Origin of the sequence: Rhodoferax sp. TS-BS-61-7 (assembly GCF_002943465.1) — a bacterium.
Classification (GTDB): Bacteria; Pseudomonadota; Gammaproteobacteria; order Burkholderiales; family Burkholderiaceae_C; genus Allorhodoferax.
In genome coordinates, this window is record NZ_PTQY01000007.1 from 163,085 (window position 1) to 188,855 (window position 25,771).

General features: G+C 60.8%; 26 protein-coding genes and 1 tRNA gene. 21 read left to right on the forward strand and 6 right to left on the reverse strand.

Annotation, left to right across the window (positions count from 1 at the left end; genetic code table 11):
* The first annotated feature begins 1 nt into the window (after position 1).
* The 20 genes from C5F53_RS17425 (at position 2) to C5F53_RS17520 (ending at position 18,811) form a co-directional block, all read left to right on the forward strand.
* On the forward strand, positions 2–904 hold the full coding sequence (locus C5F53_RS17425; protein WP_105262659.1) for an SMP-30/gluconolactonase/LRE family protein: 903 nt from the start codon (positions 2–4) through the stop codon (positions 902–904).
* Between the two features lie 42 nt (positions 905–946).
* Positions 947–1,915, forward strand: a complete 969-nt coding sequence (locus C5F53_RS17430) for a TRAP transporter substrate-binding protein (RefSeq protein ID WP_105262660.1) — start codon at positions 947–949, stop codon at positions 1,913–1,915.
* A 61-nt stretch (positions 1,916–1,976) separates the two neighbouring features.
* Positions 1,977–2,465 (forward strand): TRAP transporter small permease, encoded by a 489-nt coding sequence (locus C5F53_RS17435; RefSeq protein WP_105262661.1) that lies wholly within the window; start codon positions 1,977–1,979, stop codon positions 2,463–2,465.
* The gene (locus C5F53_RS17440) at positions 2,456–3,748 is read left to right on the forward strand and encodes a TRAP transporter large permease (RefSeq protein WP_105262662.1); all 1,293 of its coding nucleotides are present in this window, start codon (positions 2,456–2,458) and stop codon (positions 3,746–3,748) included. Before C5F53_RS17435 ends, C5F53_RS17440 begins: the two co-directional genes overlap by 10 nt.
* A 45-nt stretch (positions 3,749–3,793) precedes the next feature.
* On the forward strand, positions 3,794–4,753 hold the full coding sequence (locus C5F53_RS17445) for a tripartite tricarboxylate transporter substrate binding protein (protein WP_105262663.1): 960 nt from the start codon (positions 3,794–3,796) through the stop codon (positions 4,751–4,753).
* Positions 4,754–4,774: 21 nt separating this feature from the next.
* On the forward strand, positions 4,775–6,319 hold the full coding sequence (garD, locus tag C5F53_RS17450) for a galactarate dehydratase (RefSeq protein WP_105262664.1): 1,545 nt from the start codon (positions 4,775–4,777) through the stop codon (positions 6,317–6,319).
* A 45-nt stretch (positions 6,320–6,364) separates the two neighbouring features.
* Entirely contained in the window at positions 6,365–7,147 is a 783-nt protein-coding gene (gene garL / locus C5F53_RS17455; protein ID WP_105262665.1) for a 2-dehydro-3-deoxyglucarate aldolase, read from the forward strand.
* Positions 7,148–7,191: 44 nt separating this feature from the next.
* Positions 7,192–8,079: a 2-hydroxy-3-oxopropionate reductase gene (locus C5F53_RS17460; protein ID WP_105262666.1), complete on the forward strand. Its 888-nt coding sequence runs from the start codon at positions 7,192–7,194 to the stop codon at positions 8,077–8,079.
* Positions 8,080–8,131: 52 nt separating this feature from the next.
* The gene (locus tag C5F53_RS17465; RefSeq protein ID WP_105262760.1) at positions 8,132–9,061 is read left to right on the forward strand and encodes a TRAP transporter substrate-binding protein; all 930 of its coding nucleotides are present in this window, start codon (positions 8,132–8,134) and stop codon (positions 9,059–9,061) included.
* Positions 9,062–9,128: 67 nt separating this feature from the next.
* Positions 9,129–9,755, forward strand: coding sequence for a LysE family translocator (locus C5F53_RS17470; protein WP_105262667.1), 627 nt, complete (start codon positions 9,129–9,131; stop codon positions 9,753–9,755).
* A 74-nt stretch (positions 9,756–9,829) separates the two neighbouring features.
* On the forward strand, positions 9,830–10,909 hold the full coding sequence (rfbB, locus tag C5F53_RS17475) for a dTDP-glucose 4,6-dehydratase (RefSeq protein ID WP_105262668.1): 1,080 nt from the start codon (positions 9,830–9,832) through the stop codon (positions 10,907–10,909).
* Positions 10,906–11,811, forward strand: a complete 906-nt coding sequence (rfbD, locus tag C5F53_RS17480) for a dTDP-4-dehydrorhamnose reductase (protein WP_105262669.1) — start codon at positions 10,906–10,908, stop codon at positions 11,809–11,811. Before rfbB ends, rfbD begins: the two co-directional genes overlap by 4 nt.
* A 2-nt stretch (positions 11,812–11,813) precedes the next feature.
* On the forward strand, positions 11,814–12,716 hold the full coding sequence (gene rfbA, locus C5F53_RS17485; protein ID WP_105262670.1) for a glucose-1-phosphate thymidylyltransferase RfbA: 903 nt from the start codon (positions 11,814–11,816) through the stop codon (positions 12,714–12,716).
* Positions 12,716–13,252, forward strand: a complete 537-nt coding sequence (rfbC, locus tag C5F53_RS17490; RefSeq protein WP_105262671.1) for a dTDP-4-dehydrorhamnose 3,5-epimerase — start codon at positions 12,716–12,718, stop codon at positions 13,250–13,252. Before rfbA ends, rfbC begins: the two co-directional genes overlap by 1 nt.
* 132 nt (positions 13,253–13,384) lie before the next feature.
* Positions 13,385–15,115 (forward strand): type IV-A pilus assembly ATPase PilB, encoded by a 1,731-nt coding sequence (gene pilB, locus C5F53_RS17495; protein ID WP_105262672.1) that lies wholly within the window; start codon positions 13,385–13,387, stop codon positions 15,113–15,115.
* Between the two features lie 20 nt (positions 15,116–15,135).
* Complete coding sequence (locus C5F53_RS17500) at positions 15,136–16,353, forward strand: type II secretion system F family protein (RefSeq protein WP_105262673.1); 1,218 nt, start codon at positions 15,136–15,138, stop codon at positions 16,351–16,353.
* Positions 16,353–17,198: an A24 family peptidase gene (locus C5F53_RS17505; RefSeq protein ID WP_105262674.1), complete on the forward strand. Its 846-nt coding sequence runs from the start codon at positions 16,353–16,355 to the stop codon at positions 17,196–17,198. Before C5F53_RS17500 ends, C5F53_RS17505 begins: the two co-directional genes overlap by 1 nt.
* A 4-nt stretch (positions 17,199–17,202) precedes the next feature.
* Positions 17,203–17,811 carry a dephospho-CoA kinase gene (gene coaE / locus C5F53_RS17510; protein WP_105262675.1) on the forward strand — a complete coding sequence of 203 codons (609 nt, stop codon included), beginning with the start codon at positions 17,203–17,205 and terminating at the stop codon, positions 17,809–17,811.
* Positions 17,812–17,833: 22 nt separating this feature from the next.
* On the forward strand, positions 17,834–18,589 hold the full coding sequence (gene zapD, locus C5F53_RS17515) for a cell division protein ZapD (protein WP_105262676.1): 756 nt from the start codon (positions 17,834–17,836) through the stop codon (positions 18,587–18,589).
* A gap of 18 nt (positions 18,590–18,607) precedes the next feature.
* The gene (locus tag C5F53_RS17520) at positions 18,608–18,811 is read left to right on the forward strand and encodes a DNA gyrase inhibitor YacG (RefSeq protein WP_105262761.1); all 204 of its coding nucleotides are present in this window, start codon (positions 18,608–18,610) and stop codon (positions 18,809–18,811) included.
* Positions 18,812–18,839: 28 nt separating this feature from the next.
* Here C5F53_RS17520 and C5F53_RS17525 read toward each other — a convergent pair whose 3' ends face one another.
* From C5F53_RS17525 to C5F53_RS17545, 5 genes are all read right to left on the reverse strand, one after another.
* Entirely contained in the window at positions 18,840–19,328 is a 489-nt protein-coding gene (locus C5F53_RS17525) for an NUDIX domain-containing protein (protein ID WP_105262677.1), read from the reverse strand.
* Positions 19,325–20,152 carry an ATP-binding protein gene (locus C5F53_RS17530; RefSeq protein WP_370446751.1) on the reverse strand — a complete coding sequence of 276 codons (828 nt, stop codon included), beginning with the start codon at positions 20,150–20,152 and terminating at the stop codon, positions 19,325–19,327. Before C5F53_RS17530 ends, C5F53_RS17525 begins: the two co-directional genes overlap by 4 nt.
* Before the next feature lie 66 nt (positions 20,153–20,218).
* Complete coding sequence (argJ, locus tag C5F53_RS17535) at positions 20,219–21,448, reverse strand: bifunctional glutamate N-acetyltransferase/amino-acid acetyltransferase ArgJ (protein WP_105262679.1); 1,230 nt, start codon at positions 21,446–21,448, stop codon at positions 20,219–20,221.
* A gap of 10 nt (positions 21,449–21,458) precedes the next feature.
* Positions 21,459–24,212, reverse strand: a complete 2,754-nt coding sequence (secA, locus tag C5F53_RS17540) for a preprotein translocase subunit SecA (protein WP_105262680.1) — start codon at positions 24,210–24,212, stop codon at positions 21,459–21,461.
* A gap of 140 nt (positions 24,213–24,352) precedes the next feature.
* Positions 24,353–25,309 carry a M23 family metallopeptidase gene (locus C5F53_RS17545; protein WP_105262681.1) on the reverse strand — a complete coding sequence of 319 codons (957 nt, stop codon included), beginning with the start codon at positions 25,307–25,309 and terminating at the stop codon, positions 24,353–24,355.
* 26 nt (positions 25,310–25,335) lie between these two features.
* Between C5F53_RS17545 and C5F53_RS20615 the strand changes: the two genes are divergently transcribed.
* Positions 25,336–25,653 carry a hypothetical protein gene (locus C5F53_RS20615; RefSeq protein ID WP_105262762.1) on the forward strand — a complete coding sequence of 106 codons (318 nt, stop codon included), beginning with the start codon at positions 25,336–25,338 and terminating at the stop codon, positions 25,651–25,653.
* A gap of 18 nt (positions 25,654–25,671) precedes the next feature.
* On the opposite strand, the gene C5F53_RS17555 is transcribed toward C5F53_RS20615, so the two are convergent.
* Positions 25,672–25,747, reverse strand: a tRNA-Thr gene (locus tag C5F53_RS17555).
* Between the last annotated feature and the right edge of the window lie 24 nt (positions 25,748–25,771).

A 25,771-nucleotide genomic window follows, 5' to 3' on the forward strand; every position in this document is an offset into this window, starting at 1 on the left:
CATGCACACTGCTTTTGCCATTTCCAGCGCCCGCGACCGCGTGGGTGAATCGCCCGTGTGGTCGGTTGCCACCCAGGCCCTGTACTGGGTGGACATTGAAAGCCAGCGCATCCACCGCCTGGACTGGGCCAGCCGCATACAAAGCAGTTGGGCCCTGGCCGAACGCGTGGGTTGTATTGCCCTGAGCAACCGGGGCACCGTGATTGCCGCCATGGAGAGCGGTATTTTTGAGGTGGAGCTGCAAGACGCCCCCATGGCCCGCGTGAGCTGCCTGGCCACCATCAACCACCCACAGCCCAACATGCGTTTCAACGATGGCCGCTGCGATGCGCAGGGCCGCCTGTGGGCCGGCACCATGGTGCGCGACATGGGCCTGGGCAAAACGTCCGGTGGCATCTATTGCCTGGACAGCCAGGGCCTGCGTGGCCCGGTGCTGGAGGGCTACATCACCCCCAACGGCATGGCCTTCAGCCCCGATGGCACAACCGCCTACCTGTCGGACTCGCACCCCAGCGTGCAAAAAATCTGGCAACACCGCTTTGACGGCGGTACCGGCAGTTGGGGCCCGCAAACCGAGTGGGTGGACATGAAGCCCCTGCCCGGCCGCCCCGATGGTGCTGCCGTGGACGCAGAAGGCTGCTACTGGATTTGTGGCAACGACGCCGGCCAGGTGCACCGCTTCAGCCCCGCCGGTGCGCTGCTGCAATCCATTGCCGTACCCGTGAGCAAACCGGCCATGTGTGCCTTTGGCGGCCCCGAGCTGCGCCACCTGTTTGTGACATCCATTCAACCGGCTACACCCGCCCCCGGCTTTGATGCCGCGCTGGACGGTGCGGTGCTGGTGCTGGAGCCCGGTGTGCAAGGCCGGCCCGAACCCCTGTTTTCCCAGTTTCCCGTTCGATAGTTTTCCGTTCTTTCAACCAACCATCCCAAAGAGGAGACAAGCATGAAGTTCGTACCCACCGTTCTGGCCACCGCCATCAGTCTGTTGAGCATTGCGGCCCACGCCACAGAGTTCAAATCGGCGGACATCCACAACTCGGATGACTACCCCACCGTCACCGCTGTCAAATTCATGAGCGACGAGCTCAAGAAAGTCACTGGCGGCAAACACAGCATCAAGGTGTTCAACAAAGGCGCCTTGGGCACCGAAAAGGAAACCATTGACCAGGTGAAAATTGGTGCGCTGGACATGGTGCGCGTGAACATCAGCCCGATGAACTCGGTCTGCGCCAAGACCAACATTCCGGTGCTGCCTTTCCTGTTCCGCTCGGTGGACCACCTGCACAAAGTGCTGGACGGCCCCATCGGTGAAGAAATCGCCAAGGACTGCGAAGCCGCAGGTTTTGTGCTGCTGGCCTACTACGACTCTGGCGCACGCTCCATTTACAGCAAGAAGCCCGTCAAGTCGGTGGCTGACACCAAAGGCATGAAGATTCGCGTGCAACAGTCCGACCTGTGGGTCGCATTGACCGCTGCCATGGGTGCCAACCCCACCCCCATGCCTTTTGGTGAAGTGATGACCGCGCTCAAGACCGGCATCATTGACGCCGCTGAAAACAACTACCCCTCGTATGGTTCGGGCAGCCGCCACTACGAAGCGGCCAAGTACTACAACAAGACCGAACACTCCATGGCACCCGAGGTGCTGCTGTTCTCCAAGGCTGCTTTTGACAAGCTGCCCAAGGTAGAGCAAGACCAGATCCGTGCAGCGGCCAAGGCGTCTGTCGCCTTCAACCGTACGGCATGGGCTGCCTACGAAAAGAAAGAATTCGACATGGTGAAAGCCGCCGGCACCGAAATCGTGGAAGTGGACAAGAAGTCCTTCCAGGACGTGATGGGCCCGGTGTACGACAAGTTCGCCAGCACCCCTGACATGAAGCGCCTGGTGAAGGCCGTGCAAGACACCAAATAAGCGTGTCGCCTAACACCCTGGCCTTCTGCCGGGGTGTGTTTCCCATTCACCGGAGCTGTTCATGTATACCCGCTTCTGTGCCACCCTCTCCAAGCTCAGCCTGATGCTTGCAGTGGCTGGCCTCATCGTGCTCATCGCCTGCGTGCAATACCAGGTCATCGGGCGCTATGTTTTTAACGACACTCCCACCTGGGCAGAGGCACTGGCCTTGCTGCTGGTGCTCTACATCACCGCACTGGGCGTGGCCGTGGGCGTGCGCGACGCCGGCCACATCGGCATGGACTCCATCATCAGCCTGCTGCCTGAAAGCATGCGCCTGAAACTGGAAATCGTGATCCACGTGCTGGTCGGCATCTTCGGCGCGCTGATGGCCTACAACGGCTACATCTGGGCCGCCCTCAAATGGAACGACCAGAAACCCATGCTGCCCATTCCCTCCAGCATGGACTACGTGCCGCTCATCATTGCTGGCGTGCTGGTGGTGCTTTTTACGATTGAACATGTGATCGCCCTGCTGCAGGGCAAGGAAGTGGTGCCGGCATGGAACTGATTGTTTTGGGTGTGAGCTTCGGCTTGCTGTTGATCATCGGCGTGCCAGTGGGTTTTGCCGTCGGCCTGTCGTCGGTCGCCACCATCCTCACCGCCGGTTTGCCGGTGGCCGTGGTGTTCCAGAAGATGGTGGGGGGCATGCAGGTGTTCTCCTTCCTGGCCATCCCCTTCTTTATTTTTGCTGGTGAGCTGATGCTGCACGGTGGCATTGCCCACCGCATCGTGCGCTTCGCCAATAGCCTGGTGGGCCATGTGCGCGGCGGCCTGGGCATGTCCAACGTGGTGGGCTGCACCTTGTTCGGCGGCGTGGCCGGCTCACCCGTGGCCGACGTGTCCGCCATGGGCTCGGTGATGATTCCGCTGATGAAGAAGGAAGGTTACGACACCGACTACGCGGTGAACGTGACTACGCATGCGTCCCTGGTCGGCGCCTTGATGCCGACCAGCCACAACCTGATTCTGTACACCCTGGCCACCGCAGGCATTGCGTCGGTCAGCGTGCTGAACATGATGCTCGCCTGCGTCGTGCCAGCCCTCTTGCTGACAGCTTTGAACCTGCTGGCAGCCTATGGCGTGGCTATCAAGCGCGGCTACCCCACACGCGGCGTGTTCCCCGGCTGGGGTGAGGTGTTCAACAGCTTCATCGCCGCACTGCCGGGCTTGCTGATTGTGGGCATCATTCTGGGAGGCATCTTGTCCGGTGTCTTCACGGCCACCGAGTCGGCAGCCACAGCCGTGCTCTGGGCCCTGCTGATTACCGCGGTGGCCTACCGTTCACTGTCGTGGAAAGACTTCATCAAGTCCTGCGCCAAGGCGTGCAAAACCACTGGCGTGGTGTTGTTCCTGATCGGCATCTCCAGCGCTTTCGGCTACTTCCTCGCCATGTACGACGTGCCGGAACGCACCGGTGCACTGATGGGCTCAGTCACCCAGAACCCCTGGATGATTTTCTTGATGATCAACCTGGCTTTGTTCGTGCTGGGAACCTTCCTGGACATGGCGCCCACGCTGCTGATCTGCACCCCCATCTTCCTGCCAATCGCCCAGAAATTCGGCATGGACCCGACCCAGTTCGGCGTGGTGATGCTGCTCAATTGTGCGCTGGGCCTGAACACCCCGCCGGTGGGTACGACCCAGGCCGTGGGGTGTGCCATCGGGGGCATCTCTATTGGTGCCGTCATGCGCTCTATCTGGCCTTTCTACGGCGCTCTGCTGGCTTGCATGATGTTGGTGACCTACGTGCCCGCGTTCTCGCTGTGGCTGCCCAACTTGTTGCTCAACTAACCCTCTCCAACGCTCCCCACACCACTACTACTCAGGAGACTCAGCATGAAAAAGCAACTGCTCACTTTGCTGCTGGCCGCAAGCACCAGCTTTGGCGCCTTGGCCTGGCCCGACAAGCCCATCACCCTGGTCGTGCCGTTTCCACCGGGCGGCTCCACCGACCAGATTGCCCGCATCCTCTCGACCAAGATGGCCGAAAAAATGGGCGGCGGCGTGACCTTTGTGGTGGACAACAAGGCAGGCGCCACCGGCACCATTGGTGCGGGTTTTGTGGCGCGTGCGCCGGCCGACGGCCACACGCTGTTGGTCGCCTCGCTGGGGCCTTTTGTGATTGCCCCCCACCTGGTCAAGGTGAGCTACGACGCACTGAAGGACCTGGAGCCGATCACGATTGCGGTGCAAGCGCCCAACGTGCTGGTGGTGCCCGCGGCCTCCGAGCGCAAGTCGGTGGCCGAAGTCATCACCTACCTGAAAGCCAACCCCGACAAGATGAGTTTTGCCTCCTCGGGCAACGGCAGCAGCGACCACCTGACCGCCGAACTGTTCTGGCAACAGACCGGTACCACCGGTGTGCACATTCCCTACAAAGGCGGCGGCCCGGTGATGACTGACCTGCTGGGCAACCAGGTGGAATCGTCGTTCATGAACATCAACACCGCCATGCCGCAGATCAAATCGGGCAAGCTGCGCGCGCTGGCCATTACCAGCGCCAAACGTTCACCACTGCTGCCAGATGTGCCCACGCTCGAAGAAAGCGGCGTGAAAGATGCCAACGTGAACTCCTGGCAGGCCATCGCCGCGCCCAAGGGTATTCCGGCCGACGTGAAGAAGCGCCTGTTCGATGCCATCGTCGCGTCCATCAAGGACCCCACCGTAGCGCCCAAACTGCAGGAGCTGGGTTTTGAGCTGGTGCTCAACACCCCTGAGCAGTTCGCAGCCTTCCAGGCTTTGGAATACACGCGCTGGCAGAAGCTGATCACCTCGCGCAACATCAAAGCGGACTGAACACCCGCGCCTGTTTTCGCCATGACGACCTCTCCCCTCACCATCCGCATGCATGCGGCCGACAACGTGGCCATTGTGGCCAACGATGGCGGCCTGCCTGCGGGCTCGGTGCTGCCCGATGGCCTGACGCTGGTGGACCGCGTGCCGCAAGGCCATAAGGTCGCGCTGGTGGCCATTGCCAAAGACGCCGCGGTGCTGCGCTACAACGTGCCGATTGGGTATGCCCTGAAGGACATTCCCGCCGGTGCCTGGGTGCACGAGCGCCTGCTGCACATGCCCGAAGCGCGTTCGCTGGCCGATCTGCCGCGCGCCACGGCCGCCGCGTGGAATGCTGAGCCGCTGCAGGGTTACACCTTCGAGGGCTACCGCAACGCCGATGGCTCGGTGGGCACACGCAACATTCTGGCCATCACCACCACGGTGCAGTGTGTGGCGGGTGTGGTGGACTTTGCGGTGCAGCGCATCAAAGAACAGCTGCTGCCACGCTACCCGAATGTGGACGATGTGATTGGCCTGGAGCACAGCTACGGCTGTGGTGTGGCGATTGATGCACCCGACGCCATCATCCCCATCCGCACGCTGCGCAACATCTCTAAGAACCCCAACTTTGGTGGCGAGGTGATGGTGGTGAGCCTGGGCTGCGAGAAGCTGCAGCCCGAGCGCCTGCTGCCACCCGGCAGCATTCCGCTACAGACCAACGAAGCGCTCGATGTGGTCTGCCTGCAGGCCGAGAAGCATGTGGGCTTTATGTCCATGATTGACTCGGTGCTGACTTCGGCCGTGCCACATTTGGAGCGCCTCAACGCCCGCCAACGCGAAACCATTCCCGCCAGCGAGCTGGTGGTGGGCGTGCAGTGTGGTGGCAGCGATGCGTTCTCGGGCGTGACCGCCAACCCAGCCGTTGGCTTTTGCACCGACCTGCTAGTGCGTGCCGGTGCCACCGTAATGTTTTCTGAGACCACCGAAGTGCGCGACGCTGTGGACCAGATGACGGCCCGCGCCACCACCCCCGAGATTGCCGACGCCATGGCGCGCGAGATGGCCTGGTACGACGCCTACCTGGGCCGCGGCCAGGCCGACCGCAGCGCCAACACCACACCGGGCAACAAGGCCGGTGGCCTGTCCAATATTGTTGAAAAAGCCATGGGCTCCATCATCAAGTCCGGCACCGCGCCCATCAGCGGCGTGTTGTCGCCGGGCGAGAAACTACAGCACAAGGGCCTGATTTACGCCGCCACACCCGCCAGCGATTTCATTTGCGGCACGCTGCAGCTGGCCGCGGGCATGAACCTGCATGTCTTCACCACCGGCCGCGGCACCCCCTATGGCCTGGCCGAGGTGCCCGTGATCAAGGTAGCCACCCGCACCGACCTGGCACGCCGCTGGCACGACCTGATGGACGTGAACGCCGGAACCATTGCCGACGGCGAGGCCACGATTGCCGATGTGGGCTGGGAGCTGTTCCACCTGATGCTGGAAGTGGCCAGCGGACGCAAACAAACCTGGGCCGAGCACTGGAAGCTGCACAACGCGCTGGTGCTGTTCAACCCCGCCCCAATCACCTGATACCCCAGACACCCCTGACCGACCCGATTTTCTGAAGGCATTGCCATGACCTACCCTACCCCTTACCGCCCTTTTCCCAACCAGTTCAAACAGGACCTGCTGGCCGGCAAACGCCTGATTGGCTGCTGGGCCTCGTTGGCCAGCCCCATCACCGCCGAAGTGCTGGGCGTGGCCGGCTTTGACTGGATTTTGTTGGACGGTGAACATTCGCCCAACGATGTGGTGACCTTTGTGCCCCAGCTCATGGCGCTGAAGGACAGCGTGAGTGCGCCTTTTGTGCGGCCCACCTGCAACAACCCCATCGAGATCAAACGCCTGCTGGACGCGGGTTTCTACAACTTCCTGGTGCCCTTTGTGCAAAACGCCGAGGAAGCCCAACTGGCCGTGTCTGCCACCCGTTACCCACCCGAAGGCATGCGCGGTGTGTCGGTGGCGCAGCGCAGCAACCGCTATGGCTCGGTGGCCAACTACTTTCAGGATGCCAACAAACACATGTGTGTGGCGGTGCAAATTGAAAGCCGCGAGGCCGTGGCCGCCAGTGGCGAGATTGCGGCCGTGCCCGGCGTGGACTGCATTTTTGTCGGCCCGTCTGACCTGGCCGCCGGTTATGGCCACCTGGGCAATGCGGCCCACCCCGAAGTGCAGGAAGCCATTGCCCATGTATTTGCCCAAGCCAAGGCCCATGGCAAACCCACCGGCATCCTGGCGCCGGTAGAGGCCGATGCACGCCGCTACATGGACATGGGCGCCACCTTTGTGGCCGTGGGCAGCGACCTGGGGGTGTTCCGCAACGCTACGCAGGCTTTGCGGGACCGTTACCTCAGCTAGCCACTTCTGCCACCCAGCCTCTTTAACTCCATCGCACTAACACTATGACTACTCTTGGATTCATCGGACTCGGCATCATGGGCAAGCCCATGGCCGGCCACCTCATCGCTGCCGGCCACACGGTGTATCTCAACACCAAGAGCAACGTGCCCGACGACTTGCTGCAAGCCGGCGGCAAGGCCTGCGCCAGCGCGCAGGAAGTGGCCGAGAAGGCCGACATCGTCTTTCTGATGTTGCCCGACACCCCGGACGTGGAGTTGGTGCTTTTCGGTGCCAAGGGTGTGGCCACGGGCCTGAGCGCCGGCAAAACCGTGGTGGACATGAGCTCCATCTCACCCATGGACACCAAAGTCTTTGCCCAAAAGATCAATGCACTGAGTTGCCAGTACATGGACGCACCCGTCTCGGGCGGCGAGGTGGGGGCCAAGGCTGCCAGCCTGACCATCATGGTGGGCGCGGAAGAAGCCACCTTCAACACCCTGCTGCCGCTGCTGCAGCTGATGGGCAAAAACATCACCCTGGTGGGCGGCAATGGGGACGGCCAGACCTGCAAGGTGGCCAACCAAATCATCGTGGCCCTGAACATTGCGGCCGTGGGCGAAGCCCTGCTGTTTGCCAGCAAGGCCGGTGCCGACCCCGCCAAGGTGCGCCAAGCGCTGATGGGCGGTTTTGCCTCCTCGCGCATTCTGGAGGTACACGGTGAACGCATGGTTAAACGCACCTTCAACCCCGGCTTCCGCATTGGCTTGCACCAGAAAGACCTGGCCCTGGCGCTGAGTGGCGCCAAGGCGCTGGGCCTGGCCCTGCCGCAAACGGCCGGTGCCGCCCAACTGATGCAGGTGTGTGCCGCCAACGGCATGGCCAACCTGGACCATTCCGCCCTGGTGCGCGCCCTGGAAATCATGGGTGCGCACGAAGTCGCCCAGGCCTGACACCGTGGCACGCCATACCGGGCGGGCATGGGCCCTGGCAGGCCTGCTGGCCATGGCCTGCGCCAGTGCAGGCGCGCAAACCAAGCTGCGCGCTTGGAACATCCACCCCGATGGCTACCCAGTCACCGAGGCCATGAAACGCTTTGCCAGCCTGGTGAGCCAAAACACCGGTGGGCGTTACCAGATCGACATCTTCTCCAACGCCACCCTGGGCGATCAGCCCAAGGCAGTGCAAATGCTGAAGGCTGGCGAGGTGGACGTGGCCGAGTTCAGCTCGGGCCCGCTGTCCGACGCGGTGCCAGGCCTCAAGGCGCTGAACCTGCCGTTTTTGTTCAGCGACTCGGCCCATATGTTCAAACACCTGGACGGCAAGTTGGGCGAGCGTTTTGCGGCCAAGCTGCAGACTGCAGGATTTGTAGTGCTGGGCTGGTACGACGGGGGCGGGCGCTCCTTTTACTGTGCCAGCCGCACCGTCAACAGCTTCAAGGACCTGGCCGGCGCCCGCATCCGCGTGCAACAGTCCGAGATTTACATCGAAATGGTCAAGCTGCTCGAAGCCACCCCGGTGGCCCTGCCCTTCAAAGAAGTGCTGGGCGCGCTGGAGCAAAACACGGTGGACTGTGCCGAGAACAACATGCCCTCGTTCGAATCCACCGGTCACTACAAAGTGGCCAAGTCGGTCTACGTGACCAACCATGTGGTTTCGCCCGAGGCACTGGTGGTCTCCACCAAACTGTGGGCCAGCCTGAGCCCCGCAGACAAAGCCGTATTTGCCAAAGCAGGCACAGACTCTGCCGCCACCATGCGTGAGTTATGGAACAAACGTGTGGCCTCCGCCATCGAGACGGCCACCAAACAGGGGGTGCAGTTTGTGCGCGTAAAAGACGTTGCTCCCATGGTGCGGCGCATGGCCCCGATGTACGGCAAGTACATGGCCGACCCCAGCACACGCGAAGAACTGCTCACCATCATCGGCAACTGAGCCGTGTGGCAGCAGGCGTTAGGATGGCAGGCCCTACCCTCCTTTGCCGCGCCTGCGGCCCTTTGCCATGCTTGCTCTGGACACCACGCTAACGTTTTTTGCCGCCTCCGTACTGCTGGCCTTGTCGCCCGGCCCTGACAACGTGTTTGTGTTGCTGCATTCGGCTGTGCATGGGCGCCGGGCTGGCCTGCTGGTGGTGCTGGGCTTGTGCAGCGGCCTGCTCTTCCACACCGCCGCCGTGGCCCTGGGCCTGGCCGCCGTGTTTGCCGCCTCGGCCACCGCCTTCACCGTGCTCAAACTGTGCGGCGCGGCTTACCTGCTGTGGCTGGCCTGGGGCGCATGGAATGCCCCGGTCGGCATTGCAGACAGTGCAACCCAGGACGCCATGACACCCTGGCAAACCTACCTGCGCGGCGTGATGATGAACATCACCAACCCCAAGGTGGCGATTTTCTTTCTGGCCTTCTTGCCCCAGTTTGCCGACCCGGCCCGCGGCAGCATGGCACTGCAAATTGTGCTGCTGGGCGCCGTCTTCATGCTGGCTGCGCTGCTGACGTTTAGCGCCGTGGCCTGGTTCGCCGCCGGCTTCGGCCAGGTCTTCAAACGCTCGCTGCGCGCCCAGCGCCTGCTCAACCGCGTGGCCAGCGTGGTGTTTGTTGGTCTGGCGCTGCGGCTGGCAACGGCGCAGCGCTAGAGCCAACTCTTACTTACGTTGGATGATGATAATTGGAGCCTATTGAGCATTTGCCAAGCAAACAGTACAAAACCATGACTATTTTGGTAACCGGCGGTGCCGGCTTTATTGGCAGCAACTTCGTCCTGGACTGGCTGGCCCAGTCGAACGAGACCGTGGTCAACCTCGACAAGCTGACCTACGCAGGCAACCTGGAGAACCTGGCCAGCCTGAACGGCGATGCGCGCCACTTGTTTGTGCAGGGCGACTTTGGCGACGCAGCGCTGGTCAACCGCCTGCTGGCAGAGCACCGGCCCCACGCCATCCTCAATTTTGCCGCCGAGAGCCATGTAGACCGCTCCATCCACGGGCCAGAAGACTTTATCCAGACCAATATCGTGGGCACCTTCCACCTGCTGGAGTGTGTCAGGGCTTACTTTGGTGGCCTGCAGGCGGATGCCAAGGCGTCATTTCGATTTTTACATGTATCGACCGACGAGGTGTATGGCTCCCTGGCCAAAACAGACCCGGCCTTTTCTGAGACCAACAAGTACGAGCCCAACAGCCCCTACAGCGCCAGCAAAGCCGCCAGCGACCACCTGGTGCGCGCCTATCACCACACCTACGGCCTGCCGGTGCTGACCACCAACTGCAGCAACAACTATGGTCCCTTCCACTTCCCCGAGAAGTTGATTCCGCTGATGATCGTGAACGCGCAGGCGGGCAAACCCCTGCCGGTGTATGGCGACGGCCAGCAGGTGCGCGACTGGCTGTATGTGAAGGACCACTGCAGCGCCATCCGCCGTGTGCTGGAAGCAGGCACGGTGGGCGAGACCTACAACGTGGGCGGTTGGAACGAAAAGCCGAACCTGGACATCGTGCACACGGTGTGCGCACTGCTGGACGAGCTGAAGCCGCGTGCCGACGGCAAGCCCTACCAGGAACAAATCACCTACGTGACCGACCGCCCGGGCCACGACCGCCGCTACGCGATCGACGCGCGTAAGATCGAGCAGCAGCTGGGCTGGAAACCGGCCGAGACTTTTGAGACTGGCATCCGCAAAACGGTGCAGTGGTACCTGGACAACCCGGAATGGGTAGGGAATGTGCTGAGCGGTGGCTACCGCGACTGGGTGACACAGCAGTACGGCAACGCCGCCAAGGCTGCGGCATGAAGATCCTGCTGTTGGGCCGCGGTGGCCAGGTGGGCTGGGAGCTGCAGCGTGCGCTGAGTGTGCTGGGCGAGGTGGTGGCGCTGGACTTTGATGCCACACACAACCCGGGCGGCCTGTGTGGTGACTTCACCGATCTGGCGGGGCTGGAGCGCAGCGTGTTGCAGGTGCGTCCCGATGTGATCGTGAACGCGGCCGCCCATACGGCCGTGGACAAAGCCGAGAGCGAGCCCGAACTTGCACGGGCAATTAATGCCCTAGCTCCCGCCACGCTTGCGCAAGCAGCTACCAAAATAGGAGCATGGCTGGTGCACTACAGCACCGACTACGTGTTTGACGGCAGCGGCACCGCGCCCTGGAAAGAGACCGATGCCACCGGCCCCTTGAGCGTGTATGGCCAGACCAAGCTGGAAGGCGAGCAGGCAGTGGCCAGCACCCCAAAGCACCTGATTTTGCGGACCAGCTGGGTGTATGCCACGCGTGGCGGTAACTTTGCCAAAACCATGCTGCGCCTTGCAGGCGAGCGTGAGGCGCTGACGGTGATCAACGACCAGTTTGGCGCGCCCACGTCGGCCGAGCTGCTGGCCGACGTAACCGCCCACGCGCTGCGTCAGCTGCAAAACCAACCAGAGCTGGCCGGGCTGTACCACTGCATTGCCAGTGGGGAGACCACCTGGCATGGCTACGCGCAGTTTGTGCTGAGCCAGGCACGGGCCCTGGGCCTGCCGCTCAAGGCGGGCCCCGCGCAGGTGGCACCCACGCCCACCAGCAGCTACCCCACGCCGGCCAAGCGCCCGCTCAATTCGCGGCTGGACACAGGCAAGCTGCAGGCCGCCTTTGGCCTGACGCTGTCGGACTGGCAAGTGGGCGTGGCCCGCATGCTGACCGAAATATCAGGGAAATAACCATGACCAAGACCGCAGGCGCCAAGCAACGCAAGGGCATCATCCTGGCGGGCGGCTCCGGCACCCATTTGTACCCTGCTACACAGATACTGAGCAAGCAGCTGCTGCCGATTTACGACAAGCCCATGATTTATTACCCGCTCAGCGTGCTGCTGCTGGCGGGCATCAAAGAGGTGCTGGTGATCAGCACCCCGCAGGACACACCACGCTTTGAGCAGCTGCTGGGCGATGGCGCGCAGTGGGGCATCCACATCGAATACGCCGTGCAGCCCTCCCCCGATGGCTTAGCCCAGGCGTTTTTGATTGGCGAGTCGTTCCTGGATGGTGCCTCGAGCGCACTGGTGCTGGGTGACAACATTTTTTACGGCCACGACTTTGCGGGCCTGCTGGAAAGCGCCACCCAACAAACCACCGGCGCCACGGTATTTGCCTACGCCGTGAATGACCCCGAGCGCTACGGCGTGGTGGAGTTCAACGCGAAGGGCCGAGCCATCAGCCTGGAAGAGAAACCCAAAGCACCCAAGTCGCGTTATGCCGTCACCGGCCTGTATTTTTACGACGACCAGGTGGTGAAGTTGGCCAAACAGGTCAAACCATCGGCCCGCGGCGAGCTGGAGATCACCGACCTGAACCGCCTTTACCTGGAGCGCGGCCAGTTGGACGTGCAAACCATGGGCCGCGGCTACGCCTGGCTGGACACCGGCACCCACGAGTCCATGCTGGAGGCCAGCCAGTTCATTTACACCATCGAAAACCGCCAAGGCCTGAAGGTGGCGGCCCCGGAAGAAATTGCGTGGCGCAGTGGCTGGATTGACGATGCCCAGTTGCAGAAGCTGGCGCAGCCGCTAGCCAAATCGGGCTACGGGCAGTACCTGCTGCGCCTGCTCAAGGACAAGGTGTACTGATGAAAGCCATGCCCACCGCCATTGCCGACGTGCTGCTGATCGAACCTAAGGTGTTTGGGGACGTGCGCGGTTTTTTCTTTGAGAGTTTTAACGAACGCGCATTCCGCGAAGCCACGGGCGTGACCTTGCCTTTTGTGCAGGACAACCACTCCAAATCGGCCCGCGGCATTCTGCGCGGGCTGCATTACCAAACCCAGCAAGCCCAGGGCAAGCTGGTGCGCGTGGTGGCGGGCGAGGTGTTTGATGTGGCGGTGGACATCCGCCGCGACTCGCCCACCTATGGCCAGTGGGTGGGCGAAATCCTGTCGGGCGACAACAAACGCCAGCTGTGGGTGCCGCCTGGGCTCGCGCATGGTTTTGTGGTGTTGTCCGAGTCCGCCGAGTTTTTGTACAAAACGACCGACTACTATGCCCCGGCGTACGAGCGCTGCATTGCTTGGAACGACCCAACTTTGGCCATTGATTGGCCCGCCATGGGTGTGCCCCCCCAGCTGTCGGCCAAGGATGCCGCAGGCATTGCCTTCGGGGACGCCTGAGCCCGCCATGGACGGCCTCGCCCCACTCTGGGGGCCGGGGTGGGGAATATGCGACGCACAAAGGGGGAAATTTGCGCTCCAAGCCCCCCGCAACCGCACCAATGCGCCTTGCTTCGTATATCCTAGTTGGCTATGGCTGTAGCTGACTCTGTTAACCGCGACACCACCACGGTGGCCCTGCCTGGTATTGGACGTGCCCTGGTGGCGGCTGGCAAGCTGCCGCAAAAGGCCGCAGAAGACCTGTACCGCAAAGCCATGGGTGGCAAAACCAGCTTCATGGCGGAGCTGGTGGGTTCGGGGGCGGTGTCCTCGGCCGACCTGGCGCACACGCTGTCGACCGCCTTTGCGGCACCCCTGGTAGACCTGGACGCGGTAGACCCCCAGCGCCTGCCCAAGGGGCTGCTGGACCCCAAGATTTGTACTGATTTCCGCGTGCTGGTGCTCAGCAAACGGGGCAACCGCCTGATCATTGCCACGGCCGATCCGTCGGACCAGGCAGCTGCCGAGCGCATCAAGTTCTCCACCCAGATGGGCTTTGACTGGGTCATTGCCGAATTTGACAAGCTCTCCAAGCTGGTAGATGCCAACACGACCACCGCCACCGAGGCGATGGAAGACATCATTGGTGGCGACTTCGAGTTTGACGAGAGCGCCACCGAAATTGCCACCGAAACCGCGGCAACCACTGCCGAGGTAGAAGATGCACCCGTGGTGCGCTTTTTGCACAAAATGCTGATGGATGCCTTCAGCATGCGGGCGTCTGACTTGCACTTTGAGCCTTACGAGCACACCTACCGCGTGCGCTTTCGCATTGATGGCGAGTTGCGTGAGATTGCCAGCCCGCCCATCGCCATCAAGGACAAGCTGGCTTCGCGGATCAAGGTGATCTCGCGCATGGATATTTCCGAGAAGCGGGTGCCGCAGGATGGGCGGATGAAGCTCAAGGTGGGCGCCGACCGCGTGATCGACTTCCGCGTGAGCACCCTGCCCACCCTGTTTGGCGAAAAAATCGTGATCCGGATTTTGGATCCGAGCAGCGCCAAACTGGGTATTGACGCCCTGGGCTATGAGATTGAAGAGAAAGAGCGTCTGCTGAAGGCGATTGGTCGGCCCTACGGCATGATTCTGGTGACGGGCCCTACGGGGTCAGGCAAGACCGTGTCGCTGTACACCTGCCTGAACATGCTGAATCAGCCCGGGGTGAACATTGCCACGGCCGAAGATCCATCCGAAATCAACTTGCCGGGTGTGAACCAGGTGAATGTGAATGAAAAGGCGGGGCTGACCTTTGCGGCCGCACTGAAGTCTTTTCTGCGCCAGGATCCGGACATCATCATGGTCGGCGAAATTCGCGATCTGGAGACGGCGGACATCTCCATCAAAGCAGCGCAGACCGGCCACTTGGTGCTGTCTACCCTGCACACGAACGATGCCCCGACCACATTGACGCGTATGCGCAATATGGGCATTCAGCCATTCAATATTGCCTCCAGTGTGATCCTGATCACGGCGCAGCGCCTGGCACGCCGACTGTGCCTGAACTGTAAGCAGCCGACCGAAGTGCCGAAGGCGGCGCTACTCGATGCGGGCTTCAAAGAGTCAGAGTTGGATGGCAGCTGGAAGCCATACCGTGCAGTTGGATGTTCGATGTGTAACAACGGTTACAAAGGGCGTGTTGGTATTTACCAAGTGATGCCCATCAGCGATGAAATTCAGCGCATCATCCTGCGTGATGGCAGTGCGATGGATATTGCAGCGCAATCCGAGGCCGAAGGTGTGCGTTCTTTGCGCAAGGCTGGTCTGCACAAAGTGAAACTCGGGCTGACTTCGTTGGAAGAAGTGCTGGCCGTCACCAACGAATAAAAGGCAACCCAGGGAACCCTATGGCAACAGCAAAGTCTGCAGACAACAAAGACGCAGTATTCGAATGGGAAGGTAAGGACCGCAACGGCAAACAGGTGCGGGGGGAAATTCGCGCTGTGGGCGAAAACCAAGTCAAGTCTTCTCTGCGCCGCCAAGGGGTCACACCCACCAAGATCAAAAAGCGCCGCATGCGCTCGGGCAAAAGTATCAAGCCCAAAGACATGGCGATCTTTACCCGCCAGTTGGCCACCATGATGAAAGCCGGTGTGCCACTGTTGCAGGCCTTTGACATTGTGGGCCGCGGCAACCCCAACCCCAGCGTGACCAAGCTGCTCAACGATATCCGCCAGGATGTGGAGACCGGCACCTCGCTAAGCACCGCATTCCGCAAATACCCGCTGTACTTTGACAACCTGTATTGCAACCTGGTAGAAGCCGGTGAATCAGCCGGTATTCTGGACCAGCTGCTGGACCGCCTGGCAGTCTATATGGAAAAGACCGAAGCCATCAAGTCCAAGATCAAGGCCGCGCTGATGTACCCCATTGCCGTGTTGGTGGTGGCTTTTGTAGTGGTGTCGGTGATCATGATTTTCGTGATTCCCTCTTTCAAGCAAGTGTTCACGTCTTTTGGCGGTGAGTTGCCAGCCCCCACATTGATGGTGATCGCCATGAGTGAGTTTTTTATTGACTACTGGTGGCTGATTTTTGGTGGCATCGGCGGTGGTTTGTATTTCTTCATGCAAGCCTGGCAGCGTAATGCGAAAGTGCAGGCCTTTATGGACCGCCTGATGCTTAAGCTGCCGATTTTCGGTGTAATGGTGGACAAGAGTTGTGTGGCTCGCTGGACCCGCACACTCTCCACCATGTTTGCGGCCGGCGTGCCATTGGTGGAAGCGTTGGACTCCGTAGGAGGCGCTTCTGGCAACATCGTGTACCAACTGGCAACCCAAAAAATTCAGCAGGAAGTGTCCACTGGCACCGCGCTGACAGCCGCCATGACCAATGTCAATCTGTTTCCCAGCATGGTGCTGCAGATGTGTGCCATTGGTGAAGAATCCGGCTCGATTGACCACATGCTGGGCAAAGCGGCCGACTTCTTTGAAGCCGAGGTGGACGACATGGTGGCCGGCATTTCCAGCCTGATGGAGCCCATCATCATCGTGGTGCTGGGTACCATCATCGGAGGCATTGTGGTGTCCATGTACCTGCCCATCTTCAAGCTGGGACAAGTGGTTTGATGCTGACGGGTTTGCAATGGCTGGACGCCAGCCTGATCGGTGTGCTGGGTCTGTTGATCGGCAGCTTTTTGAATGTGGTGGTGCACCGCTTGCCCAAGATGATGGAGCGGCAATGGGCGGCGGAATGTGCCGAGTTGTCTGGCCAGGAGGCAGCTCCCGGCGAGCCCTTCAACCTGATGGTGCCGCGATCGCGTTGCCCCCATTGCGGCCACCAAATCCGCTGGTTTGAAAATATACCGGTGGTGAGTTACGCAGCACTGGGCGGCAAATGCGCCGGCTGTAAAGCCCCTATCAGCCTACGTTACCCCGTTGTAGAACTGGCAACTGGTGCCCTGTTTTTCTGGTGTGCATGGCAATGGGGCGTATCTGCCACCGCGCTCGTCTGGTGCGCATTTTCGGCCTTGCTGCTAGGTATGGCCCTGATCGACTGGGACACCACTTTGTTGCCCGACAACATGACTTTGCCGTTGATGTGGCTGGGTCTGGTGGCTGCGGCGATGCAGTGGACATCCGTTCCGTTGGTGGTGGCGTTTTGGGGTGCCATCGCTGGTTATCTGTCGCTCTGGTCCATTTACTGGGTGTTCAAGTTGGTCACCGGTAAAGAAGGCATGGGTTATGGCGACTTCAAACTCTTTGCCGCGCTGGGGGCCTGGTTTGGCTGGCCCCTGTTGATTCCCATCATCCTGATTGCATCTGTCATTGGTGCGGTGGTGGGCATTGCCATGAAGTTCACCAGCGGTCTGCGCGAAGGCGGTTACGTGCCGTTTGGCCCCTTTCTGGCAGGCGCAGGTTTTGCGGCCATGCTTTTGGGCCCTCACACGCTGCGCCAACTGGTCGGTATCTAAGTCCATGGCCGCTGCCTTGCGTTTGGGTCTGACGGGTGGCATCGGCAGTGGAAAAAGCACCGTGGCATCCCAATGGGTGAAGTTGGGCGCCCGCTTGATTGACGCGGACGTTTTGGCCCGTGCGACCACCGCCGCAGGCGGCGCTGCCATCCCCAAAATACGCGAGGTGTTTGGGCCTGCATTGCTGAGCGCAGAAGGCGCACTCGACCGCGACAAAATGCGCCAGTTGGCCTTCACCGATGCCACCGCGCGTGCGCGACTGGAGGCCATCGTGCACCCTTTGGTGGGCGACGCCATTGCGCAAGCAGCCCAGCAGGCCACTGCCGCCGGGGCGACACATATCGTGTTCGATATTCCCCTGCTAGTGGAGTCCGCCCATTGGCGGCGCAACTTGCAGCAAGTGATGGTGGTGGACTGCACGACAGAGACACAAATCCAGCGGGTGATGCAACGCAATGGGTTGTCGCGTGCCGAGGTAGAAAACATCATGGCAGCACAAACCAGCCGTACACAGCGACTGCGCGCCGCCGATGTGGTGCTGTTCAACGATGGCATCCATCTGGATGAACTGGCCCTGCAAGTGCAACAAATTGCGAAGCAGTTCGGGCTATGATTCGGCGACCGGAAAATACAGCGTGATCCTCTACGAATACCCCTTTAACGAACGCATTCGCACCTACTTGCGGCTCGAACATCTGTTTCTGCGCCTCGCAGAATTGATGTCGCGTTCGGAGCCTCTGGACCACCACTTCGCGTTGGCCACGATTTTTGAGGTGATGGACGTCGGGGCCCGCGCTGACCTGAAATCGGACGTCCTCAAGGACTTGGACAAACAAAAACAAATCCTCAACGGCTACCGCGGCAACCCGGCCATTGCCGAAGCCGTGTTAGACAAGGTGATTGCCCAGTTGGACCACTGCTTCACATCTCTGAACGGCCTGACCGGAAAGGCCGGCCAGGCACTGACCGAGAATGACTGGCTCATGAGTATCCGCAGCCGGGTCGGTATTCCCGGTGGCACCTGTGAATTTGACCTGCCGGCCTACTACGCCTGGCAGCACCGCAGTGTAGAAGCCCGCCAACAAGACCTGCAGCGCTGGGCCTCCACCCTCGCCCCCCTGGCTGAGTCCATCCACCTGCTGCTCAAGATGCTGCGCGACTCGGGTGCGCCGCAAAAAGTCGTCGCTGTAGGCGGGCAATTCCAGCAAAACCTGCCCCAGGGTAGGACCTTCCAGCTGCTGCGCCTGTCCCTGGACCCCGCACAGGAAGTGATCCCCGAGATCAGCGGCAACCGCCTGATGGTGTCTATCCGCCTGATGCGCCACGCCGACGATGACCGCCTGCACGCCAGCGGCGAGGACGGGGCTTTTGAGCTGACCCTGTGCTCCTAAGCCGGGAACGGATTGACCATGGCTGAGCCTACTTTCCAGAAGATCGTCGTCTGCCCGCAATGCGGTGGGGACACCGTGTACGCGCCCAGCAATGCCTACCGGCCATTTTGCGGCGAGCGTTGCAAGAATCTGGATTTGGGTGCGTGGGCCAGCGAATCGTTTCGCGTTCCGACCGAAGCGCCCCCTGACGACCAGGTATTTGGCGACGCCAAACTGCAGTGAAATTTAAGCCAAATAGGCCTCTAGCCCGCTAGGAGTCTGCGCTAGCAGCTACCAAATGTGTAGCACCCAAGTGTGCGCGCTCTGCGGCAAACCAGTCCAGCACGGGCACGGTGCCCGGCAATACGGGCTGAACCTGCACCGGAAGCTGCTCCCAAGAACAGCTTTGCGCCTCGCGCATTTGCAGCTCACCCGACCAGTCAAACACCTTGCAGAAGTGCAAGCGCACCAAGGCATGGGGGTAATCGACCAACTCCACCTTCCAGGGCGTTGCGGCTCCAATGGTGATGCCAATCTCCTCCTGCAACTCACGCCGCAGGGCCTGCTCGACCGTCTCGCCGGCTTCCAGCTTGCCGCCCGGGAACTCCCAGTAGCCCGCGTACGCTTTGCCCTCGGGCCGCGATGTCAGCAGAAAAGCTCCATCACCACGTACCAAAACACCCACAGCCACCTCCACGGCTTTGCGGTCCGAGCCACCATCGCGTACCACGCCAGGGTCGGCCACCAGAGGCTCGCTCATACCGGGTCACGCCCCGCAAAGTCTTTGGCAAACTGGTAGGCCACACGCCCGCTGCGCGATCCACGCTCCAGCGCCCACAGTAGTGCCTCTGCCCGGGCAGCCGCAATGCGCGCGGGTGAAATGCCCAGGGCACTGAGCCACTGGGCCACGATGGCCAGGTATTCGTCCTGGTTAAACGGGTAGAAGCTCACCCACAGGCCAAAACGTTCGGACAGCGAAATTTTCTCTTCCACGCCCTCCCCCGGGTGCACCTCACCGTCCTCGGTGTGTTTGTAAGTCAGGTTCTCGGACATGTACTCCGGCAGCAGGTGGCGGCGGTTGCTCGTCGCGTAGATCAGCACATTGGGCGTGGCCGCTGCCACCGAGCCATCCAGCACCGACTTCAAAGCCTTGTAGCCTGCTTCGCCTTCGTCAAAGCTCAGGTCGTCGCAAAACACAATGAACTTCTCGGGGCGCTGGGCCACCAGATCCACGATGTCGGTCAGGTCCACCAGGTCCGCCTTGTCCACCTCGATGAGCCGCAACCCTTGCGCAGCATAGGTGTGCAGGCAGGCACGGATCAGGGAGGACTTGCCCGTGCCGCGTGCACCGGTCAGCAACACGTTGTTGGCTGTGGCGCCGCGCACAAACTGGGCGGTGTTGCGCTGGATCTTTTCTTTTTGGTCGTCGATCTCTTTCAGATCGTCCAGAGACATCGCACCCACATGTTGCACCGGTGTGATCACACCCTGGCCGGAGCGGCGACGGCGATAGCGGAAGGCGATGGACGCGTCCCAGTCAGGTTGCTCCACGCCGTGTGGCAGAGAGGCCTCCACCCGGGCCATGAACAGTTCTGCACGTGCCAGAAAGCTGGCCAACTCTTTGGTCAGGGTGTCAGTCATGGGCGTCGCTCAGGAGCGGTAGTCGGCGTTGATGGTGACGTAGTCGTGGCTGAAGTCACAGGTCCACACCGTCTCGGTGGCAGCACCGCGGCCCAGACCCACACGCACCGTGATTTCGCTTTGTTTCATCACGCGCTGGCCATCTTCTTCGCGGTAGCTGGGGTTGCGCCCGCCGCGGGTAGCCACATGCACATCGTCTAGGTGCAGCTCAATGCCGGTCTGGTCCAGATCGTCAATACCGGCATAACCCACCGCCGCCAGAATGCGGCCCAGGTTAGGGTCGCTGGCGTAGAACGCGGTCTTGACCAGAGGTGAATGCGCAATCGCGTAGGCCACCTTGCGGCATTCCTCGGCGGTGCGCCCACCGTCTACCTGCACGGTGATGAATTTGGTGGCACCTTCACCATCGCGGACGATGGCCTGGGCCAACTGGCGTGCAACACCCAGCATGGCAGTCTTCAGCGCTTGGCCATCGGCCGATTGCAACGACGTGATTTCGGGGTTGCCAGCCTTGTTACTGGCAATTACCACCAAGGAGTCGTTGGTCGAAGTATCGCCATCCACCGTCACGCGATTAAACGAGCCTTCAGCCAGCGCCAAAGAGAGTTCATGCATCACCGCTTGGCTCACACACGCGTCGGTGGCAATGAAACCCAGCATGGTGGCCATGTTGGGGCGGATCATGCCCGCGCCCTTGCTGATGCCGCTGATGCTGATTGGCTTGCCACCCAGGGTGACCTGGGCACCGTACGCCTTGGGCTGGGTGTCGGTGGTCATGATGCCCTCCGCAGCCTTGAGCCAGTTGTCCAGACGCGCATCGGCAATCGCGGCATCCAGCCCGGCTTCGATGCGGTCAATGGGCAGCGGCTCCATGATCACGCCGGTGGAGAATGGCAACACCTGCTGCGCGTCAATGCTCAGCTTGCCGGCCAAGGCCACGCAGGTGCTTTGCGCACGCGCCAGGCCATCGGCTCCCGTGCCCGCATTGGCATTGCCCGTGTTGATCAGCAAGGCACGCATGGACTGGCCAGACGCCAAATGTTCACGGCACAGCTGCACGGGGGCGGCACAAAAACGATTGGAGGTGAATACACCCGACACACTGGCACCAGCGTCCAGCAGCACCACGGTCAGGTCTTTGCGGCCGACCTTGCGTACACCCGCTTCGGTCACGCCAATGCGTACCCCGGCGATGGGAAACAAAGTAGCCACATCGGGCAGGGGAAGGTTCACAGGCATGGGTGGGCTCTCAGGTCAGTTGGCCGTGGCAGTGTTTGTATTTCTTGCCGCTGCCGCAGGGGCAGGCATCGTTGCGGCCCACACGGGGCACGTCGTTGACACTGGGCTTCACGGTGGTGTTGTCTACCGTGGTTTCCACCTCGCCGGTTTCGGTGGGGGCACTGTAGGTCACATTGGCAATACTCTCGCCACGGGCTTCCATCGCGTCCGCCGCCTGTTCCAGTTGTTCGTTGGACTGGATCTTGACCGTCATCAGCACTTTGGTGACGTCGTTCTTGACCGAATCCAGCAACTGGCCAAACAACTCAAACGCCTCGCGCTTGTACTCTTGCTTGGGCTGCTTCTGGGCATAGCCGCGCAGATGAATGCCTTGGCGCAGGTAGTCCAGTGCGCTCAGGTGGTCACGCCAATGGCTGTCGATGCTTTGCAGCAGCACCATACGCTCAAACTGGGTGAAGTTCTCAGCCCCGACCAAATCGACTTTGGCTTGGAACGCTGCGTTAGCTGCGGTTACCACGGTGGACACAACTTCCTCGTCGGTGATGGAGCTTGCGTCGGACACCTGCTTTTGCAGCTCCAGGCTGATCTGCCAATCGTCTGTCAGTGCTCTTTGCAGCGTGGGTACATCCCACTGCTCTTCCACCGACTCCGCTGGCACGTACTGGCGCACCAGGTCTTCAAACGCACCTTCACGCAGCGAGGTAATTTGGGCACTCAGGTCCTGCGCATCCAGGATGGCATTGCGCTGCTGGTAAATCACCTTACGCTGGTCGTTGGACACATCGTCGTACTCCAGCAATTGCTTGCGCATGTCAAAATTGCGCGCCTCCACCTTGCGCTGCGCACTCTCGATGCTGCGGGTCACGATGCCGGCTTCAATCGCTTCGCCATCGGGCATCTTCAGGCGGTCCATGATGGACTTCACACGGTCACCCGCGAAGATGCGCATCAGCGAATCGTCCAGACTCAAGTAGAAACGCGAGGAGCCGGGGTCGCCCTGGCGGCCGGAACGGCCACGCAGCTGGTTGTCGATACGGCGCGACTCGTGGCGCTCGGTAGCGATGATGCGCAAACCGCCCAGGGCCTTGATGGCTTCGTGGTCTTGCGTCCACTGTGCACGCACAGCCTTGATTTTTTCTTCCTTGGCGGCGGCATCCAATGACTCGTCGGACTCGACCTCTTGCAAGGCTTTCTCGATGTTGCCGCCCAGCACGATGTCGGTACCGCGACCGGCCATATTGGTGGCAATGGTGATCATCTTGGCACGGCCGGCCTGGGCCACGATATCTGCTTCGCGCGCATGCTGCTTGGCATTGAGCACTTGGTGTGGCAGCTTTTCTTTCTCCAGCAGCTGGGCAATGATCTCGGAGTTTTCAATCGAGGTGGTGCCCACCAGCACGGGCTGGCCACGCTCGTAGCATTCGCGAATGTCTTTGATCGCCGCTTCGTACTTTTCACGCGTGGTTTTGTACACGCGGTCCAGTTGGTCATCACGGCGGCTGATGCGGTTGGGCGGAATCACCACGGTCTCCAGACCGTAAATTTCCTGGAACTCATAGGCTTCGGTGTCGGCCGTTCCGGTCATGCCAGCCAGCTTGCCGTACAGGCGGAAGTAGTTCTGGAAGGTAATGGAAGCCAGCGTCTGGTTCTCTGCCTGGATTTGCACGCCTTCCTTGGCCTCCACGGCTTGGTGCAGGCCATCGCTCCAGCGGCGACCGGTCATCAAGCGACCGGTGAATTCGTCCACGATGACGATCTCACCCTGCTGCACTACGTAGTGCTGGTCACGGTGGTACAGGTGGTTGGCCCGCAACGCAGCGTACAGGTGGTGCATCAGCGTGATGTTGGCCGGGTCGTACAGCGATGAGCCCGCGGGAATCAGACCCAGCTCAGCAAAGATCTGTTCGGCCGATTCGTGGCCCTGTTCGGTCAAAAAGACCTGGTGGCTTTTCTCGTCGAGCGTGAAGTCGCCGGGCTTGGTCACACCTTCACCCGTGCGGGGGTCGGCCTCGCCCTCTTGCTTCACCAGCTTGGGGATGGCCTTGTTAATGGCGATGTACAGGTCGGTGTGGTCTTCGGCCTGGCCACTGATGATCAGAGGCGTGCGCGCTTCGTCGATCAAGATGGAGTCCACCTCGTCCACGATGGCGTAGTTCAGGCCGCGCTGCACACGGTCGGCTACTTCGTAGACCATGTTGTCGCGCAGATAGTCAAACCCAAATTCGTTGTTGGTGCCGTAGGTGATGTCGGCACGGTAGGCCGCCTGCTTCTCTTCTCGCGGCACTTGGGGCATGTTGATACCCACCGTCAAGCCCAGGAAGTTGTACAGACGCCCCATCCATTTGGCGTCGCGGCTGGCCAGGTAGTCGTTCACCGTGACCACGTGCACACCCTTGTTGCTCAAGGCATTGAGGTACACCGGCAGCGTGGCGGTCAAGGTCTTGCCTTCCCCTGTGCGCATTTCCGAAATCTTGCCGTTGTGCAGCGACATGCCACCCAACAGCTGCACATCGAAGTGACGCATCTTCATGACACGTTTGGAGCCTTCACGCACCACAGCAAAGGCTTCGGGCAGGACGGAGTCCAGCGTTTCACCCTTGGCGATACGGTCCTTGAACTCTTGCGTCTTCGCGCGCAGACCATCGTCGGTCAGCTGCTCGAACTGCGGCTCCAGCGCGTTGATGCGTGCAACGACGGTGCGGTATTGCTTGAGCAAGCGGTCATTGCGACTGCCGAAGATTTTGGTAAGGATATTGATGGCCATGCATGCAAGACTGGCCTGCCCCCACCATGGGTAACAGATCAGCGCAGTCCTTTTTCTCGTCTGGGTGAAATGGGGGCATTCAGATGAAAGACAAGCGCCAAGGCGCCCACACTCCCAACACAAATACCAAACCGCCCATTTTAGCGTTGCGCACTGGGCGCTTTGGATTGCGCCACTTGGGCGCCCGGAAGATCACGGCCTGCGTTCAAAAACTTCTGAGGATCCTGGGGCACCCCTTGCACCAGCACCTCAAAATGCAGGTGTGGCCCGGTGGATCGCCCCGAGGTGCCGACTTCGGCAATCTTCTGCCCGCGTTTGATCAAATCGCCTTTTTTGACCAACACCCTGGAAGCGTGCGCATAACGGGTGATGAGGTTGTTGCCATGGTCAACCTCGATCATGTTGCCGTATTGGAAGTGAAACTCCTGCGTCACCACCATGCCGCCTGCGGCGGAATAAATGGAAGTGCCGGTTTCCGCCGGAAAATCCAGGCCCGTATGCAGGGCCGAGCGCCCCGTAATCGGATCAATACGCCAACCGAACACCGAGCCCAGATTGGCATCTTGCACAGGCGTCTGGGTCGGCACCATCATCTTTTTGATTTTTTGCTCAAAGAGACGCGACTCCATGACCGTCATCGCGTCCGCACGCTGGCTGGCCATCACATCCAGTGCGTCCAGGCCAGCATCCAACTCCTGCAGCGTGAGCGGGCGGCCCTCAATCAGCAAGCCACCTTGGCCCGGCTTGACTTTGATATCCGAAGGGTTGACACCTGCCAAGCCGGATACCCGTTCGCCCAAAGACTCCAGCTGCAGCATCTTGGCCTGCATTTCCCCCAGTTTTTTGGCGAGTACTTCAATGTTTTCACGCAGGTAACGGTCGCGCTGGGCAAACTCGTCTTTCACCACCAGCCGCACCAAAGAGCCGATGATGGGCCAACCTTCACGAGCACCCTTGAGAAACACCCAGTGGTACAGGCCCGCTGAGACCAACATCAACGCGAGCGATAGCGCCAGCAAAGACAGCAGCAACTTGGCACCACTCAGATTAAAAGCTCGGCTCCTGGCCAACCAGGCATCCGTGATAATCACTTGCATATTCCAACACCCTCTTCATGCAATCTTTGACCCGGAATCACCGCGCAGTATCGGCCTTGCAGGCAAGCCGGGAATCACCCACACTGGCCAGGCTCAGTGACCTAGCCACGGAATCGTCTGCGCGACTCAAAAGCCTGGAAACACTGATTCCGCGTACCTTGCGAACAGCGATACAGGCGGGTCCTATTGATGGAAACGAATGGTGCCTGCTACTGGACAACAACGCAGTGGCGGCGAAATTGCGTCAACTGCTTCCGGCCATGCAAGCGCACTTGCGCTCCAAAGGCTGGGAGGTTAACTCAATTCGCTTAAAGGTCCAAGTGTCGCCGTCGGGCAGAAACTAAGCCACGACGGGAAAAAGATGGTGCCGCTTGTCGGATTCGAACTGACGACCTACCGCTTACAAGGCGGTTGCTCTACCAACTGAGCTAAAGCGGCACGGGCTGAATTCTACCTCAGGCC